The sequence below is a fragment of the Lysinibacillus sp. FSL K6-0075 genome, assembly GCF_038592945.1.
GTDB classification, from domain to species: Bacteria; Bacillota; Bacilli; order Bacillales_A; family Planococcaceae; genus Lysinibacillus; species Lysinibacillus fusiformis_F.
In genome coordinates this window covers 1,453,478-1,467,868 of record NZ_CP151947.1, presented here as the reverse complement: position 1 = coordinate 1,467,868, position 14,391 = coordinate 1,453,478, and the positions used below count along the sequence as shown (strand labels likewise).

Annotated in this window: 23 protein-coding genes and 1 pseudogene; 2 read left to right on the top strand and 22 right to left on the bottom strand. The window is 35.9% G+C overall.

Going from position 1 to position 14,391, the window contains the following annotated elements; genetic code table 11:
* Positions 1-14 precede the first annotated feature (14 nt).
* Both MHB65_RS06990 and MHB65_RS06985 read right to left on the bottom strand, forming a co-directional pair.
* Positions 15-413 (bottom strand): hypothetical protein, encoded by a 399-nt coding sequence (locus MHB65_RS06990; RefSeq protein WP_342442882.1) that lies wholly within the window; start codon positions 411-413, stop codon positions 15-17.
* 362 nt (positions 414-775) lie between these two features.
* Positions 776-2,668, bottom strand: a complete 1,893-nt coding sequence (locus tag MHB65_RS06985; RefSeq protein ID WP_342442881.1) for a phage/plasmid primase, P4 family — start codon at positions 2,666-2,668, stop codon at positions 776-778.
* Positions 2,669-2,752: 84 nt separating this feature from the next.
* Here MHB65_RS06985 and MHB65_RS06980 point away from each other — a divergent pair, with 84 nt between their 5' ends.
* On the top strand, positions 2,753-3,325 hold the full coding sequence (locus MHB65_RS06980; protein ID WP_342442880.1) for a DUF4145 domain-containing protein: 573 nt from the start codon (positions 2,753-2,755) through the stop codon (positions 3,323-3,325).
* Between the two features lie 41 nt (positions 3,326-3,366).
* On the opposite strand, the gene MHB65_RS06975 is transcribed toward MHB65_RS06980, so the two are convergent.
* On the bottom strand, positions 3,367-3,744 hold the full coding sequence (locus MHB65_RS06975) for a hypothetical protein (protein WP_342442879.1): 378 nt from the start codon (positions 3,742-3,744) through the stop codon (positions 3,367-3,369).
* 161 nt (positions 3,745-3,905) lie between these two features.
* On the opposite strand from MHB65_RS06975, the gene MHB65_RS06970 reads away from it, so the two are divergent.
* Complete coding sequence (locus tag MHB65_RS06970; protein WP_333880330.1) at positions 3,906-4,070, top strand: hypothetical protein; 165 nt, start codon at positions 3,906-3,908, stop codon at positions 4,068-4,070.
* Positions 4,071-4,108: 38 nt separating this feature from the next.
* Here MHB65_RS06970 and MHB65_RS06965 read toward each other — a convergent pair whose 3' ends face one another.
* The 19 genes and pseudogenes from MHB65_RS06965 to MHB65_RS06875 form a co-directional block, all read right to left on the bottom strand.
* Positions 4,109-5,827, bottom strand: a complete 1,719-nt coding sequence (locus MHB65_RS06965; RefSeq protein ID WP_342442878.1) for a DNA polymerase B — start codon at positions 5,825-5,827, stop codon at positions 4,109-4,111.
* A gap of 14 nt (positions 5,828-5,841) precedes the next feature.
* Positions 5,842-6,639 (bottom strand): zinc-finger-containing protein, encoded by a 798-nt coding sequence (locus tag MHB65_RS06960; RefSeq protein WP_342442877.1) that lies wholly within the window; start codon positions 6,637-6,639, stop codon positions 5,842-5,844.
* A complete protein-coding gene (locus MHB65_RS06955) occupies positions 6,636-7,709 on the bottom strand; it encodes an AAA family ATPase (RefSeq protein ID WP_342442876.1) in 1,074 nt (357 codons plus the stop codon). The genes MHB65_RS06960 and MHB65_RS06955 overlap by 4 nt, the downstream gene beginning before the upstream one ends.
* Before the next feature lies 1 nt (position 7,710).
* Positions 7,711-8,622: a YqaJ viral recombinase family protein gene (locus MHB65_RS06950; protein WP_342442875.1), complete on the bottom strand. Its 912-nt coding sequence runs from the start codon at positions 8,620-8,622 to the stop codon at positions 7,711-7,713.
* 4 nt (positions 8,623-8,626) lie between these two features.
* On the bottom strand, positions 8,627-8,758 hold the full coding sequence (locus tag MHB65_RS06945) for a hypothetical protein (protein ID WP_342442874.1): 132 nt from the start codon (positions 8,756-8,758) through the stop codon (positions 8,627-8,629).
* 5 nt (positions 8,759-8,763) lie between these two features.
* Positions 8,764-10,020 carry a DEAD/DEAH box helicase gene (locus MHB65_RS06940; RefSeq protein ID WP_342442873.1) on the bottom strand — a complete coding sequence of 419 codons (1,257 nt, stop codon included), beginning with the start codon at positions 10,018-10,020 and terminating at the stop codon, positions 8,764-8,766.
* On the bottom strand, positions 9,962-10,258 hold the full coding sequence (locus MHB65_RS06935) for a VRR-NUC domain-containing protein (protein WP_313469249.1): 297 nt from the start codon (positions 10,256-10,258) through the stop codon (positions 9,962-9,964). Before MHB65_RS06935 ends, MHB65_RS06940 begins: the two co-directional genes overlap by 59 nt.
* Positions 10,259-10,346: 88 nt before the next feature.
* Positions 10,347-10,505, bottom strand: a complete 159-nt coding sequence (locus tag MHB65_RS06930; protein WP_342442872.1) for a hypothetical protein — start codon at positions 10,503-10,505, stop codon at positions 10,347-10,349.
* A 9-nt stretch (positions 10,506-10,514) separates the two neighbouring features.
* Positions 10,515-10,766 (bottom strand): DNA-entry nuclease, encoded by a 252-nt coding sequence (locus MHB65_RS06925; protein WP_342442871.1) that lies wholly within the window; start codon positions 10,764-10,766, stop codon positions 10,515-10,517.
* 111 nt (positions 10,767-10,877) lie between these two features.
* Positions 10,878-11,036, bottom strand: a pseudogene (locus MHB65_RS06920) (AbrB/MazE/SpoVT family DNA-binding domain-containing protein); the annotation flags it as partial.
* A complete protein-coding gene (locus MHB65_RS06915) occupies positions 11,033-11,638 on the bottom strand; it encodes an HNH endonuclease signature motif containing protein (protein WP_342442870.1) in 606 nt (201 codons plus the stop codon). The pseudogene MHB65_RS06920 and the gene MHB65_RS06915, both read right to left, overlap by 4 nt.
* A 5-nt stretch (positions 11,639-11,643) precedes the next feature.
* Complete coding sequence (locus MHB65_RS06910; RefSeq protein ID WP_112116255.1) at positions 11,644-11,874, bottom strand: hypothetical protein; 231 nt, start codon at positions 11,872-11,874, stop codon at positions 11,644-11,646.
* Positions 11,874-12,185, bottom strand: coding sequence for a hypothetical protein (locus MHB65_RS06905; RefSeq protein ID WP_342442869.1), 312 nt, complete (start codon positions 12,183-12,185; stop codon positions 11,874-11,876). The genes MHB65_RS06910 and MHB65_RS06905 overlap by 1 nt, the downstream gene beginning before the upstream one ends.
* A gap of 16 nt (positions 12,186-12,201) precedes the next feature.
* Positions 12,202-12,408 carry an IDEAL domain-containing protein gene (locus MHB65_RS06900; protein WP_342442868.1) on the bottom strand — a complete coding sequence of 69 codons (207 nt, stop codon included), beginning with the start codon at positions 12,406-12,408 and terminating at the stop codon, positions 12,202-12,204.
* A 5-nt stretch (positions 12,409-12,413) separates the two neighbouring features.
* Entirely contained in the window at positions 12,414-12,644 is a 231-nt protein-coding gene (locus tag MHB65_RS06895) for a hypothetical protein (protein WP_342442867.1), read from the bottom strand.
* Positions 12,641-12,877 (bottom strand): DUF6877 family protein, encoded by a 237-nt coding sequence (locus MHB65_RS06890; protein WP_342442866.1) that lies wholly within the window; start codon positions 12,875-12,877, stop codon positions 12,641-12,643. Before MHB65_RS06890 ends, MHB65_RS06895 begins: the two co-directional genes overlap by 4 nt.
* Before the next feature lie 45 nt (positions 12,878-12,922).
* Complete coding sequence (locus MHB65_RS06885) at positions 12,923-13,072, bottom strand: hypothetical protein (RefSeq protein WP_342442865.1); 150 nt, start codon at positions 13,070-13,072, stop codon at positions 12,923-12,925.
* A 47-nt stretch (positions 13,073-13,119) separates the two neighbouring features.
* Positions 13,120-13,836 carry an ORF6C domain-containing protein gene (locus tag MHB65_RS06880; protein ID WP_342442864.1) on the bottom strand — a complete coding sequence of 239 codons (717 nt, stop codon included), beginning with the start codon at positions 13,834-13,836 and terminating at the stop codon, positions 13,120-13,122.
* A gap of 314 nt (positions 13,837-14,150) precedes the next feature.
* Positions 14,151-14,369 (bottom strand): hypothetical protein, encoded by a 219-nt coding sequence (locus MHB65_RS06875; protein ID WP_328025077.1) that lies wholly within the window; start codon positions 14,367-14,369, stop codon positions 14,151-14,153.
* Between the last annotated feature and the right edge of the window lie 22 nt (positions 14,370-14,391).

Genomic DNA, 14,391 nt, shown 5'->3' with positions numbered 1-14,391 from the left:
ACTATTTTAATACATTACTTAGATGATACTTTTTCAGCGTATTGCATCATACGCATAATATTAGCGTGTTTCATCTTAATATAGTTTGTACTGTAATTTAATTCACTGGCAATTGTTTCAAGCGTCTTACCCTCCACATGCTTACGATAAAGTATTTTATATTCAAGCCCTTCAAATGTGCTAATAAGTTTTTTCAAATCATGAAGATCATTTAATTTATGAGCTAATTCATATTCGATTGCTTCTATCTTTTCTTCTACATTCGCGCCGAGTGATTCAGCTTCTAGCTTGTACTTACCTAGGTCATATGGATTTTCCCAACGTCTTAACTCACGTTTGGTTTTACTAAGATTGTATTCAAGGTAAGTTATTTGTTCCTCAAGCTTTCGATAGTCTTTCAACCATTCGTACATGTACAGCACCTACCTTATAAATTGGTTACAAATTGTGTTACAACAAGTTTCATGCTGTATGTAACCTTCTTAATGTTGATATATCAACGGTTTGAGCAGATTGGTTACAAATATACAGATTTTTAAGCGCATTTCCTTTATATATTTTTTTATTTCTTTCTTTTTTTCTTTTTATTTATTTTTTATATACTTATATCTATTATTTATTTGTAACTAAAGAAATAATATTAATATAAATATATATATAATAAGGGTTTGTGACGGTTACAGATGTATTTTTTAACTTGTAACCGTCATTCATTGAAATATAGGGATAAACCATTGATATATAAAGGTTTATAACCGGTTACTGATACTTCTTCTTATCCTGTTACTTCATCCGTAACTTTTATATAGACACGTACGGAATTCCCCATAGCTTTTACCACTTTTGATTCCCAGCCTTCCTTCTTCATCCTACGACCGAATTCGGTATTTCCAGCCGGTTTATGCCCTTCATCTTCACAATAAGCTACATACATTGCGTAAACGTCCCTGGTTCTCTTTCCATCAATCTCATCACTATATTGATACAAAAATGAAAGAGCACTATCAGATTGAATGAAATATTCAATCGTTTGTTGTTCAATCGTGGCTGATTCAGAAAGCTTATTACCGTTTTTGCGTATTCTTTTAATGCCTTCGAGTGCTAATTTTAGTATGTAAGACTTAGCTGCATCACTCGAAAGCTTTTCGTCTAAATTTTCATCGATCACTTTAACTTCTGCATCACAAGGAATGACTACTAAGCGCCTACCAATACCACCTGACTTATCTTTAAATTGTGGCATCTTGTTACAAGTAAAAATGAGTGTCGCCTTTGAGCGTATGGTGATAGGGACTGAATAGATTGGACGCAACATAACTGGATCTCCAGATGCCAACGTTTTAAAGTTGGCTGACTTGTCGAGGTATGACGCGTCAATATCATCAGCGATGTTCATTAATTTACCTGACATTCCATATACGGCTGTGTCGTCATCGAATTTATCTAATGGCACGTTCGTTTCAAGTCCATTTGTGAATGCGGTCAGCATTTTTAATAGTGTGGATTTACCGTTGTTCCCTTTCTCAGACTTATAAAAGAAAACTTTATGCGGAAAACCTTTAGTCATTAAAATATGGCCAAACATTTCTTCAATCACAATCCTTAAATCTTTTCGATTACAGGTAAAGAAATCTAAGAATTGATCCACATGCTCATCATAGGCATCTTCATCGTATTGAACATCTAAAAAATACGGTGTGAAGCCAGCATCGATTATTATTGGTTCACCGTCATCGATAATCACACCATTAGGCAGCTGGATAACAAAATCATTGTCCTCTATTACATTCGATTTGATTTTAAATAGTTCCATCAACTGCTTATGTTGGGCTGGCTTCAATTTTATATGCTTGTCTATTTCTCTTAGTAGCTTATTAGAATCGGTAATGTAACGGTCCAGCTGCTTAAAGTAAATTTGATTGTTGTAATAATGAAGATCCAGACGTTTTGCCAAAACTTCGCTGGTCATAACCATATCTTTTGGATTAAGCCATTGCTGTGAACTAGGTGCCGGCTTCTTATCTAAAACTGACTTAATTGTGTTATTAAGCTCGTCATCATCCATTGACTCAGCAAATACTTTTGTATTGATAAAAGTTGCTAGTACCTGCAGCGTTTCATTATCGATCATATCGGTGCCATATTGCTCTAACGTTGTGAGCAAATGACTGTATATTGCGCTATTGCGCCCTTGCCCTTCTTTAATGCCTAGTAAATTATGTTTTAATTTAGAAGGATACAAGAGCAAAGGAAGCTCTGGTAACGTACTCACATCTTCAAGATAATGAGCATTTTCCATCGGCCGAAGTTTGCCATTTTGCTTAATCGTAGCCTGTGAGCGAGTACCCGTTTTATAATCGACCTTTAATCCAGCTACTGTTGTTTTATCTGTGTAGTTTTTAATAGGTGTGGTCATTCCCTCAGCCTTTGGACGCTTATACCAAAGGTGAAAACCTCGACTCGTCTCTACACGCAAGGCTGGATAAACAGAATAGATGTATTCGGCCGCATCTGAGCGAGTATCAAAGTCCACCACCACTATATCTTTTGTTAAAATGACACCTGCATCTTTATAATTTTTGTGATCCGTAGAAAATATGTCGAATGAGTGTTTAGGCTTCTTTTCTTCTAGCTCGATATAGCGCAATGGTTTTATAGTAGACTTCAAACCGTAGCACCTCCTTTCAATCAACTCTTTATATAAGATTATTTTTATGGTATTATTTACCTAAATTATTTAATTGGAGGAAATATGAATACAAATGAACTAATTTCATCTTTAGTAAATTCCTTAGCTTGGCCAGTTTCTTTAATAGTATCTATATGGATATTAAAGAGACCATTAAATAAATTACTATCTACAATCACACGGGTGAAATATAACGAGATTGAAATCGACTTTGGTGAAGCTTTAGATCGGGTTGCTGAGAATTTAGATGTAAGTAATAACGAAAATAATGAAACGTTATCTTTTGTACAGGAAGATCCTGCAATACACAACATTGCTAAAACATATCCATCAGCTTTAATCATCATGGGTTTTAGTAAAATAGAAATTGAGCTAAACAACATCATTGATAATCTAGATATTCCAGGCAATCGATCATCAAGAAGATACAATCCTATTGAAAAAATTGACCTCTTAAGAAAACAAGGTATATTAGATAAAGATTTAGCAAAATCGATAAATGAATTAAGACATCTTAGAAATGAAGCTGTCCATCTTCCACCATCGGAAACAAACATCACAACAGAAAATGCACTTGAATATTATCAACTTTCAGAAAAGGTAATTTCCGATCTACAACAATCTAGTAACAAATAATAATGATTTAAAACTCTAACTGATACATTATTTTGTATCAGTTATTTTTCCTCTAGATCATCAATACTCATTTGTTGAGGTTGTATTAGTAATGAAATATTTGTACCTGCAGCTGGATAAATAGCGTTCACTCGGTCTACATCCTCTGTTGCCACATTAAATTTAAGCACAGTCTTTTTATTGTCACGCTGCAAGTTCACAAATTCAGCTTGAATGGGCTCATATGGTCCCTCACCATCAGAAATTGTTAAAATGGTCATTTTACCTGTTAATCTTAAAAGATCAGCAGCATGTTTTGTTTCATCGGTTAAAATATGAAACATTAAAACTTCCTTTTTATCATCCTTTTGCATTTTTTTAAAAAGTACATTAATTTGAATGTCTTTATTCGTTTCATTAGTTGGTGTAGCTGTTTTCATAATATTAGCCTCCTAGTATTTTTTTGATTTTTTAGTGCCAACTGTCCATCAATTCTCTATCAACTTCCCTTATTACACATGGCTCTTTTCACTCATCTTCATTCAAATTGCTAAATTTCCTAAATTTATCTCCGATATTGAATGACAAGGAGGTGGTATTCATGAAGAGAACATTAAAATTTTTGCTAATTTTATCAAGTATAGTATTACTAAGTGGTTGTGGTCTTTTTGATATGATCGCTAAGCAAAGCGAAGAAAATCATAAAGATACAATGGATTGGCTACATGAAAGAGCTGATAGAAATTCAGTAAAAGATGATAAATAAATAATAATAATTGTATCCTGAGTATAGCCAAGACATTTCTACACAAATAATTGGTTTTGAATCATTTTGACATACCAATTCAAGTCAATTTTCCTTTTTTCAAAATCTTTTAACTCACCATTCCACACAATAGCTTGCTCTGGACTATTAGAAACTTTTTGATATTTTTCATCACGTACTTTATAAACACCACCACGTTTTGGATCGGTTGTTGCAAAAATACGATTTACCTTTTGGAGCTCTATCATTTGCATTTTGCCATCCTCAAACGCTTCACATGTCATACCCTCAAACTTCCCTTGCTTGGCCACTAACTGAAATGCTGTTAAATCCTTCTTGAACATATTAATAACTGTTTTTTGAATGGGTATATCATGCATGTAGTAATTGACCAGGGCTGTATCGATAATTGATAAACTATTACGCTCCCAGGTCCCACCTTCGAAGTTTTTCATAATTCCTTTTGCCACGATTTTCCCATCAGAATATCGGACACAATAATTATTGGCATCACGCTGAGCAATTTTATTAATTTCATTTATTTTAAAATGTATTTCATAATGTTTACTGAATCGCTCAATGACTTCATCGATAAAAGGACGGAATGATTTGTCCTCATACTTAACAATTAAGCCATCTGTATTTGATTGTATAAGCTCTATAAATGGCTCCAATAACACAATTAGATGTGTAAGAATAAGTTGGCCATTTACTACGATGTTGTTAAATTGTTGCGGATCAAACAGTGCATTAAATTCTGACTTACAAGCACCTACTGCAGCATTGAGCAAAATTTTATAAATTTCCTCTTTTGATTCACCTGCAGCTTGGTACCTTAATCGATCCTGGTATATTTTTTCGTATCGTTCAGGCATCTTAGCTGCTCTACTAATAAATCCATTGTTAATCTTTAATGTTGGAAAATAAGATTTTGCATCGATGTGAAGAAAATACCCTTCGCCTAAATAATTTTCTTTAGCTGCATGCAATCCACCAAAACCATACGTGTGTATTAATCCAGCAAGCTTATATTCAAATTGTCGTTTTTCTAAATCAGTAACGGATCCGCCTTCTAAATAAGAAACGTGGATATTGTTATAAAAATCGACAACTGATTTTGGCAATTCATTAATTTTGAGTCGCTTGTCATAGCTAAGTTTCAATCGATCACGTTTGTGGTCCTTCATTTTAAAAGCCTTTAATACTGTAGAAGCTAGATTTGCACGTGTCTTTTTTACATCACTTGGATGTAATTTGAACGTCTCAATAATTTCAAACTTTGAAGCAAAATAATCTTCACGTTTTTGAAAGGCCGCACCAGTTGCTTTTACATCGTTTTCACAGTAATCAAGAATCGTTTTTATTTCATCAGGTGTTAATTTTTCTTGATCAAAATCCACTGGTGTTTCAATGATATTCATGCCTAAATTGGCCATGGCCTCTTTTAAAGAAAGAGATTTATTTATTAATTCTTGCTTTACGTCTAATGTAAGAAAGCCGCAATTTACTTTTCGTTTAAATGTGCCACCTATAATTTGTTTGCTAATTTCATATGGATCCTGATTGGTTAAAATAGCCCATAAAATGATGTCATCATAATGATAATTATTGAAGCCAACAAGAATATCTTTTGAAGAAAGAGCGCTTTGTAGGCGCTCTTTATCATTGTGTATGCGTATGATTCTATTGTTGGCCAGATTTAAGATGACACACATCCAATCGTTAGGGAAAACCTCGAAATCATACACTTTAAACATGCTGTGTCAGCTCCTTAAAACGGTTCTGGCTGTGAAAGTGAGAAGTTGACGAATGTGCCGTTTTTAGATTTAGAATGTTTAATGTCCATCTCACATTGAGTACCCAGTGCTTCTTTAAATGCGTTTACTAGGTCTGTTTCAAGTGAACCGAATACAGATGGATCTAATTCAATATCAAGAGCTGATGCACATTTCATCGTTTGTTTTAATGCACGTTCCATCATTTTTTCGGTGAAGAAGATCATTCCAAAATGTTTACGATTTTCATAACCTTCATTTAAAATTTCAAGGTCTAGTTGTAACCATTCTGTACCTTTATCATTTACACGCCATTGTACCTCTGAAAGTACAACATCGTAGCCACCTTCTGGTAGTGCCTCATAATCATCTACTGGTGATGTTTTAGGATCAAATCCCTCTGCTAATAATTTTTGAGCCATAGCTGCTAAGTTACTCATATTCTTCGTCTCCTTTGGTAATAGTGATAATAATTTTTTACATTGTTCTTTATCAAACATACCGATATGTGCAGTTTCTCTTGTTAATCCCATCATATCGGCTAATTGTTGATAAGCTTTTGAACGACTAACTTTTCCATATTTCCAACGCACATCAAATCGTGCATGGCACAATTTACGTAGTTCTCTCAATTCAGCATTTGCCATTGTGCCAAGAGGTGTTTTACCTCGACCATGTGTACCTACCCTGGCATCACATGGCCTACATACATATAAGTTGGTGCGATAATCTGTGCCATAAAAATCTTTCGAACTGATAAATTCAGCTGGTTCTTGGCAGTATGGACAAATCATTTTGTACGTGGAGCTCTCGGTGCACGTGGCGCACCTGGTTTAGCTGTACGTGGTGCTTTTATGGTTGTGTTTGGTGCATTGGCTGGCGGTGGGTTGTCATTAACATATTGTTCGATGTTTTGTTTTTCATAATCTTCTTTGGTACGCGGATCATAGATGTCTTTGTCCAAAAAATCTAATGACTCACCTTTTTCAACTTTAATAAATTCCCCTGAGCCTTCATGTTGAAAATACAATGTCTCAGTTGCTAAATTATCGTTTGGCTTTACTTCAACTGATACACTTGAACCATCTTCTAGCTCAACCGATACTTCCTCAGCGATTTGAGTTAGTGTTTTCTTTTCTTCAACTGGCTTTGATGGTTGTGGAGGTTCACTAGCTGAACCTTTATCAAATGCACCGATTACAGAATCTAATATTTTTAAAATACGCTCATCCTCGATCCAATCACGTTGATAATTTTTACGGCGGTCCACAACACGGCGAAGATACTTTTTACCGATTTTTTGACACATGATGTTCAGATCACAGTTACCATTTACAACGTTTAGATCTTTATCTCCTAATGAGGGAATTGGCTTTTCTAAAGTACCCTCTAATTTTGTGGCATAACGACTAATGTAAATAACATTCATCGGCAGTGCTTTAAGACGGACCACAATTGAGGTAATGAATGTTTTGCGTAGACCCCAACCTTTGCCGTATGGTACATCCCCTACATAGTCAACACCATTTTCTTCACAAATTGCTTGCTCAATGAGTGTGACTAAATCGTCAATTACATCGATAACCACCGTCTCAAAACCGTGTCCGCCTTTCTCCAGGTCTTTAATGAGCTCTAACATCTGCTCAACAACAGTGGTTTTTATTGTACCTGTCTTTGGATCACGCTCATTTTTTAAATCAACCGATGGTGTTTCAATTTGTGCAGCGTTCCCATCTGTATTGAAAATGACTGGATTAGGAAACTCGCTTGCTAGAAAAGATTTACCATTCATAGTTGGTCCCCAGATGAAATAATTACGTGGTGTTTCAATTGTTTTCTTTGGTCTGTTTGGTGGTAGTGCCATATTATTGAACCTCCTTCGTTTTTTTCACAGAAACTTTTGTATAACCCTTTTTAGGAGAAGTCTTTTCAAACTTTTTAGCAATACGTGGGTGTGATTCACGTAGAGCTTTGGTATCTATTGAAGTGGCTTCGGTCGGTAACACTAAAGTGATGATGCAGCGATCCGTTTCAAAAGATTTCACTTTATGGTCCATCATTAATTGATACAACTTGTCCTTCATGGCTTTATATTGTGATTCAGTTTCTTTAAAAGACTGTATTTGTAATTCAAACTTTTGAACTTCACTGGCTACAATAGCAATCTCATTTTTTTCTTCTAAAGTAATAGAATAATATTCAGCCTCAGTCATATCAGGTTGTCGTTTTAAAGCTTCACAACGTTTCCAAAACAACTCTATGGCCTGTAATATTTGGTTTGCATATGCTTCATCAAAATGGATTACTTCAATTTTTAAAAGCTCTGGATCAAATTCAGCATCAAAATTGTCTGGACGTTCATATAATGCCAACCATCCTGCAGGTAAATTGAATACGTACATGTAGAGTTGCATTTGTGCTTTGTAAGCTTCCATTGTTGGCTTTTTACCATGCGTTTTAATTTCAAGTAATAATAATTCCGTTTTATCTGCACCATCACAGTTACCACGAATACAAAGCTCTTTATCTATCACCGTGTCTGGTTGAAAGTTTGTTTCGTTGATTACATTAATGTAGTCACGAATTTGTGGCTCCATTGTTTGGCCATAAACTGTATATTCATTACCTTCAAATACAGTTGGAACTAAGCCAGTTTTTTCTTTTGCAAGTTCAAATTGTGACTTGTACTTGCTAAGACCTAAAATAATTGGAACATCCGAACCACCAACAAAAGAACGGCGGTTTTCGATGACGTTTTTATCATCTGTTTGGAACATGTATTTATTCCTCCTCATCCTCTACTAAAATTCTGGCATCTGCCCATTCAGCCCCGCATCCAATACACACTCTGTCACCATCAATAACGGTTGAACCAAAACAAGAATCACAATATTTACACTCATAATGTGCCATGCATTTCACCCCTCCATATACTTCACAAATAGCTCGTCCGTGAAGTCTTTCTTTGTCTCCAAAGCACCATATATCAATTCCTCAATCGTATCTTTGGTAATAAAATGATAGACTGTAACTTTTTTATCCTGGCCATTGCGATACGCTCGACCTAATGACTGCTCATAATCTTGCAAGCTATACGTAGGCGTATAAAAGATAACTAGATTGGCATATTGTAATTCAATACCTGCAGCACCAGCCTGGTATTGAACAAGCGTTACACTACCTTTTAACTTTGGCCATGTATTACGAGCTGGCAATTCAGACCGTTGGCCACTTACCTCAAATACTTTTTTCTTCAATTTGCCCAACAATAAAAGCAATGCTTCTTTTTCAGCTTTAAAGTTATAGAAAATAATGATGTTTTCATTTGTACTTTCAGCAAGCATTTCAATATATTCAAGTTTGTTCTTTTGATTGGCATAGAATCGTAAACCCTGTGCCAATTTTGGATAAGTGTCATAGACAACTTTTTCACCATTAACCTCTAAAATGCGATCTTTCTTTAGCTTCAAATACTCAGTGGATCGTTTGAAAAATACATCTTCAATTAACATTGGTGGCAAATCCAAACAATCATCTTTCGATAGCTTTACACTAAAAGATTGATACATTTGCTTGAGTATATTTTCACGTGTCCACCCCACTACCCTATTTACTCGGCGTTGGCCTAGATACAGCGTGTCAAAGATGCCAAATTCACGCTCAAACTGCGTTTTACTTTGTGCCAAATTAAACATGATGAAATAGTTTATTGTGTCCCCCCACCCATTGCTGGATGGTGTGGCAGATAAAAGTACAAAGTACGTACTTGCTTTAACTAAGTTATTTGCTGCCTTACCACGTTGTGAAGTAGATGTTTTCACGTAATGGCATTCATCGAATATGACAAACCAACCTTTGTATTTCTTCCAGTCAGCAAATAACTTGCCATAAGACAAAAGATCGTAACTAATTTCAATGCCGTAATAATTAGCGACTGTTTGAATATCCCTATCCCATCCCCCTTCTTTAATTTTTTGTGGTGGTGCCACAATCAAAAGGGGCTCACCATTGTTATGAAGTAAATAATGGTGGATAGATAAAATAGTTTTCCCTGTGCCAGTATCAAGTGCATATAACCAATTTGGGCGGGCTGCCTTTAATACATCTTTTTGGTATTCATATAACATGGAATCGGTCGAGATTAACTCGGACATCTTCGACACTGTATGCGACAAATGCTACACCCCCTGCAGCTTGAATTTTTTCGATATTGTATTTTTGGAGCTCGCTCACAACGCCACCTGGTCGCTTCACTTCAATGCCAACAAACTTTCCATTGATACAAGCAAGAATGTCAGGTACACCCGACTTCTGAAACATGTCACCATGTACCTTCATCCACCAATAGCCATTTGATTCGAGCCATTTCTTTATTTGATTTTCTATTGTTTTTTCGAGTGGTTTTCTCGTCATACTAGGAAACAACCTCCCGATTTGATATAATGACTTTTGAAAAGACTTGTATGTGAGCCTACAACCGTTCCAGCGGTATAGGCTCATTTTATTTTGCAAGGAGCATTTCACCCTTTAGATGCTCTGTAAGGTAATCATCTAAATTATTTTCTAAGACAACTGATTCACCGAAAATATAATAAATATCTCCTTTTTGAATTTCAGTACCATACATATCTTCGCTTGGATAATCTTCAACTGTCTTCAAACAATCCACCTACCAATGCTTATTAAGATTTTTATAGTAATGGAACAAATCTTTTTTTCTTAAATAATCCACTTTTGAACGAATGGTGTGTTCTGTCCTTCCGATTGCAAATGAAATTGTTCTAGCGTGGTCCACCTCGTAAAACTTACAAATGTATTCAAGTTCAGATTCACTAAAAGGTTTACCATGAGAAAAATGAAACTCTGGATGGTACTGCATACGTCCATGTTTGTCATAAGTAATATCATCCTTAACATTCATTAGACTCAGCCCCTACCGAATTAATTTAATGGCGCGATCAATGGTTCCAAGCATATTTGGATCATTAGTGTCGTTGGCCATCTTCTGCAACTCAAGAATGACATCCTCTTTCTCTGTTTCAGGTTGATATTTTTGGATAACAACCTGTCCACCATTCACAAAGATTTCTAATGGATCTCCTTCTTCAATTCCTAGAGTTCTACGGATCTCCTTCGGGATAACCACACGTCCTAAATCATCGATTCTACGAACAATTCCTGTTGCTTTCATTTTGTTTTCTCCTTTCGATTAAGAGCGCCCATTTTTGTATAAATATTTGCAATTACAACACCTGTCTTAGTAAGTTCAGGATCTAGATGAAATAATTTATTTTGATTCATCCTCGCCAGTTGTGCTTGAGTAATCAACTGCATGTTCTCTAGAGTAATATTTTCCTTATTTCTATCAAGGAAAATAAGGACATGTCCTTTTGGTATTGGACCGTTTACTTTTTCCCAGACGACTTTGTGTTTGTGTCGCCATCGCTCATGCCAAGCACCTGTATCAGAAACTTTAATTAGCACATAACCATCACGATCTATACGTTCAGTACCGACAGGTTTATAATTTTTAGGTTTATTTCCTTTTTGAAAAGAAGTTCTATTTGTTTGACCAGGAAACTTTTTACCCTTATTTACAGGTGAACTGCCTTTCTCAAAATAACCAGTTCGACCACTAGTAATATTGTGATTTGTTAAACAAGCCTTTAATTGATTCATGTTGATATTTAATTGAAATTCTTGATTGAACAAAAACAGCAGATCTCTTTGACTATTTGATGGATAATGCTTACGTAAGAATTCTTTTTGCTCATGCGTCCAGGTATGTCGCAATAACCTCACCCTTCCAACATTTTTGGTTTTTGAAGATCTTTTGACTTGTACTCTGTATAAAATTTTTGAGCTTGCAATACTATGGAACCGTTAGAGATTATTTGGTTTGCTACACTGGTAACAGCTTTTGCCCTTTCGATTTCCTCTGTTAATTTGTCGCCAGCTAGATCTTCATCACTCAAACGTTCCAGCTGTGCAAATAAATGATTGTTTAAATCACCTAATGTGTTTCGCATTATTCTTCACGCCCTTTCACTGGTAGATCAAACCACTTGGCAACAGCTAACATGCCACCCAAAAAGTCTTTTTCGAACATAATGTCAGATTGAGAATATTTGTCGAAGAAGTAATTGAATTTTTCTACTGGTGTTTCATTTACTTCATAACCGATATATAATGCTCGAATCAATTCATCGAAGGTTAAATTTCCAAATCGGTCTATGCACTCAATTGGTTCGCTGGTTGCTATCTGGTGAATGAGCATTGCAGGCTTAGTAATTTTATCTAACTCCTCTGCAACCTCACGACTAACCTTCACCTTGTCCATTAAGGTCACCATCCTTTCAACTAGTTAACTGCATGAATAGCTCACGATCATTATTAGAAAGAGCCATATCGATCAAATGTTGACGGTTCATTTCTTCAATTTCATTTACTAATTCAAGGGTTGCTGGCTTTAAGATAATGCCATCTTCCTTAATCAAATGCCCTTCATTTACAGCCATTTCAATAGCTTTAGCTGCGGCTGCTCTAAATAAGTCCTCAAACACCTAAATCACCCTCCATATTTCAAAGTCAGTTCTTGAATATCAGCGAAGCACACATATTTATCTCGCTTATTGCCTACATCAATATAAATGCCTCTCGATGTGATACGTGTTATTTCACCATGCCAACACCCTCCACAAACACCTTTAGAGTTCCAACTGCAACGTACTTGATTGCCAGCAAATATCTTGTCATTACCTGCGCTTTGGACATAAAACTCACCTGTGTATTTGTTCATCCCTTGTCACCCCCTCTCATTGCCGCATAAACTTTCTGAGCATAGGCTACTTGCTGCCAAATATACGGATCAGTTTCTTTACCGCCACTTGCTAACCAGTCACCTATGCGACCTTTAACATCTAATAGGACAGCTATAGGTAACTTGCTAGCAACCGTACGCAATAAATACAGTGGCGAAATATTCATCAATGCTTCACCTACTAATTCCACTGGAACAGGTTTAATGTTCATTTAGTCACCCCTTTGAAAGCTTGTACAAAACTTCCTTAGACTGCGCTATTTTGCGCAATCTTTTCTATAAACCGTGATTCCTCCAACTGTTAGATTAGTTAGCTTCAAGTCCACCCCGTACTTTCGAGACCAAATAGCCTCTACAATTGGTAGTAATTTGCGAACTTTTTCCTCTGTAATTTTGAAGCCTTCCATGTTCACCCTCCTTTTTATCAGAATATGTCGAAAGGGCTTGTCTGATTTTATCCAAAAACTAATTGACTATTGCATTGGTCTATTTCCATCTGTAATGATGTGGATGGGCGCCATAGGCTGATAAATTTTAACGCTTCATCATGCTTCACTTTCGGAATATCCCCGTAACGTGGAACTTTGAAATATTGCTTGAACTCATTCCAGAAGGCGGAGAATACCTTTTTGCTGATTTCTTGGTAAGCAACTGAATCTTTTCCACCTAAAGCTTGTATAATAGATTGTTTGGCAGCTTGTTGAATTTCTTGTTGTTGCAGACCATCTATTCGCATACTACCTTTTAGATAGTCCACATCTGTTTTGATTTCTTTAATAGCTTGTTCATGTTCCAGTGCTGCCTTTAATGCAAGTTCCAAACTGTTGTATTTTGGTGGTTGTTCAATCACCTTGTAATACTCGTCCACCAACAATTCGTAGGCTTCCCAAGCTCTATCTGTATTGAGTGATTTGGCATGCAACCACGCTCCTTTTTCTGTCCATAAATACAGCGTTTGGGCATTTTTCGAACCTAAATCAATTTGATGTTGGTTTAAAAACTCTTTTTTCTCCTCTCCAGTTAAAGAAAAGAAATGTTTGCCCTCTTTATAGCGTTCTTTGTTTCTATTGAAGTTATTTACGATAAGCTGTTTGTCAGCTTCATAGTTTTCAGCAAGCTGTGCTGTTGTTAAAACACGTTTACCACGTAATTCAATGACTGTTAAATTCAAATTGATTTCCTCCTTTCGCCTACCTTTTGTTACAATTTGGATAGAAAGGCAGGTGATACATATGAATTTTTATTTCCAAGACTTTGCAAGTGACCTTGTAGAATTCGAGATAATTAGAAACCTAGAAGTCGTCGGAACAACTAGGGGACTTTTTAATCGCGAGAGTGGTTCAGACGTTTGGCAGCTTTACCCGGACGCCAAAATACAAACCGGAGATATACTTCGCGACACAAAAAGAAGCAAGACTTATCAAATCAATAATTTTGAATTAGATAGCTTTGCAGGGTCTGATTTCTACCAAGTTTTTTTCACGGTTATTTCTTAATTATTTTTCTGCCCATAAACAGGTAGAAATTGTGACTGTTCTTTGCGAAATGATTTAAAAGTTCATGAAAGTCTTCCTCTGAATAGTTTTCGATTTCAGCAGAGAACAAAAACTTCACTTTAGTTCCGTGTTCAAGCGTTTCTGTGTATTCCTTAGATTCAGCAGTAGTCACCGTTGCAGCGGTGTCTACTTTTTTGTCTTTCTCCATCCTTACTCCCCCTTAACTTTTC

Coding starts and splice junctions, on each gene's coding strand:
- MHB65_RS06945 (WP_342442874.1), bottom strand. CDS start 8,758: ATGGCACATTATGAGTGTAAATATTGTGATTCTTGTTTTGGTTCAACC.
- MHB65_RS06890 (WP_342442866.1), bottom strand. CDS start 12,877: ATGAACATTAAACCTGTTCCAGTGGAATTAGTAGGTGAAGCATTGATG.
- MHB65_RS06885 (WP_342442865.1), bottom strand. CDS start 13,072: ATGGAAGGCTTCAAAATTACAGAGGAAAAAGTTCGCAAATTACTACCA.
- MHB65_RS06905 (WP_342442869.1), bottom strand. CDS start 12,185: ATGGACAAGGTGAAGGTTAGTCGTGAGGTTGCAGAGGAGTTAGATAAA.
- MHB65_RS06970 (WP_333880330.1), top strand. CDS start 3,906: ATGAAGAGAACATTAAAATTTTTGCTAATTTTATCAAGTATAGTATTA.
- MHB65_RS06950 (WP_342442875.1), bottom strand. CDS start 8,622: ATGTTCCAAACAGATGATAAAAACGTCATCGAAAACCGCCGTTCTTTT.
- MHB65_RS06910 (WP_112116255.1), bottom strand. CDS start 11,874: ATGCGAAACACATTAGGTGATTTAAACAATCATTTATTTGCACAGCTG.
- MHB65_RS06980 (WP_342442880.1), top strand. CDS start 2,753: ATGAATACAAATGAACTAATTTCATCTTTAGTAAATTCCTTAGCTTGG.
- MHB65_RS06955 (WP_342442876.1), bottom strand. CDS start 7,709: ATGGCACTACCACCAAACAGACCAAAGAAAACAATTGAAACACCACGT.
- MHB65_RS06960 (WP_342442877.1), bottom strand. CDS start 6,639: ATGATTTGTCCATACTGCCAAGAACCAGCTGAATTTATCAGTTCGAAA.
- MHB65_RS06990 (WP_342442882.1), bottom strand. CDS start 413: ATGTACGAATGGTTGAAAGACTATCGAAAGCTTGAGGAACAAATAACT.
- MHB65_RS06925 (WP_342442871.1), bottom strand. CDS start 10,766: ATGAATGTTAAGGATGATATTACTTATGACAAACATGGACGTATGCAG.
- MHB65_RS06935 (WP_313469249.1), bottom strand. CDS start 10,258: ATGACGAGAAAACCACTCGAAAAAACAATAGAAAATCAAATAAAGAAA.
- MHB65_RS06875 (WP_328025077.1), bottom strand. CDS start 14,369: ATGGAGAAAGACAAAAAAGTAGACACCGCTGCAACGGTGACTACTGCT.
- MHB65_RS06965 (WP_342442878.1), bottom strand. CDS start 5,827: ATGTTTAAAGTGTATGATTTCGAGGTTTTCCCTAACGATTGGATGTGT.
- MHB65_RS06895 (WP_342442867.1), bottom strand. CDS start 12,644: ATGAACAAATACACAGGTGAGTTTTATGTCCAAAGCGCAGGTAATGAC.
- MHB65_RS06975 (WP_342442879.1), bottom strand. CDS start 3,744: ATGAAAACAGCTACACCAACTAATGAAACGAATAAAGACATTCAAATT.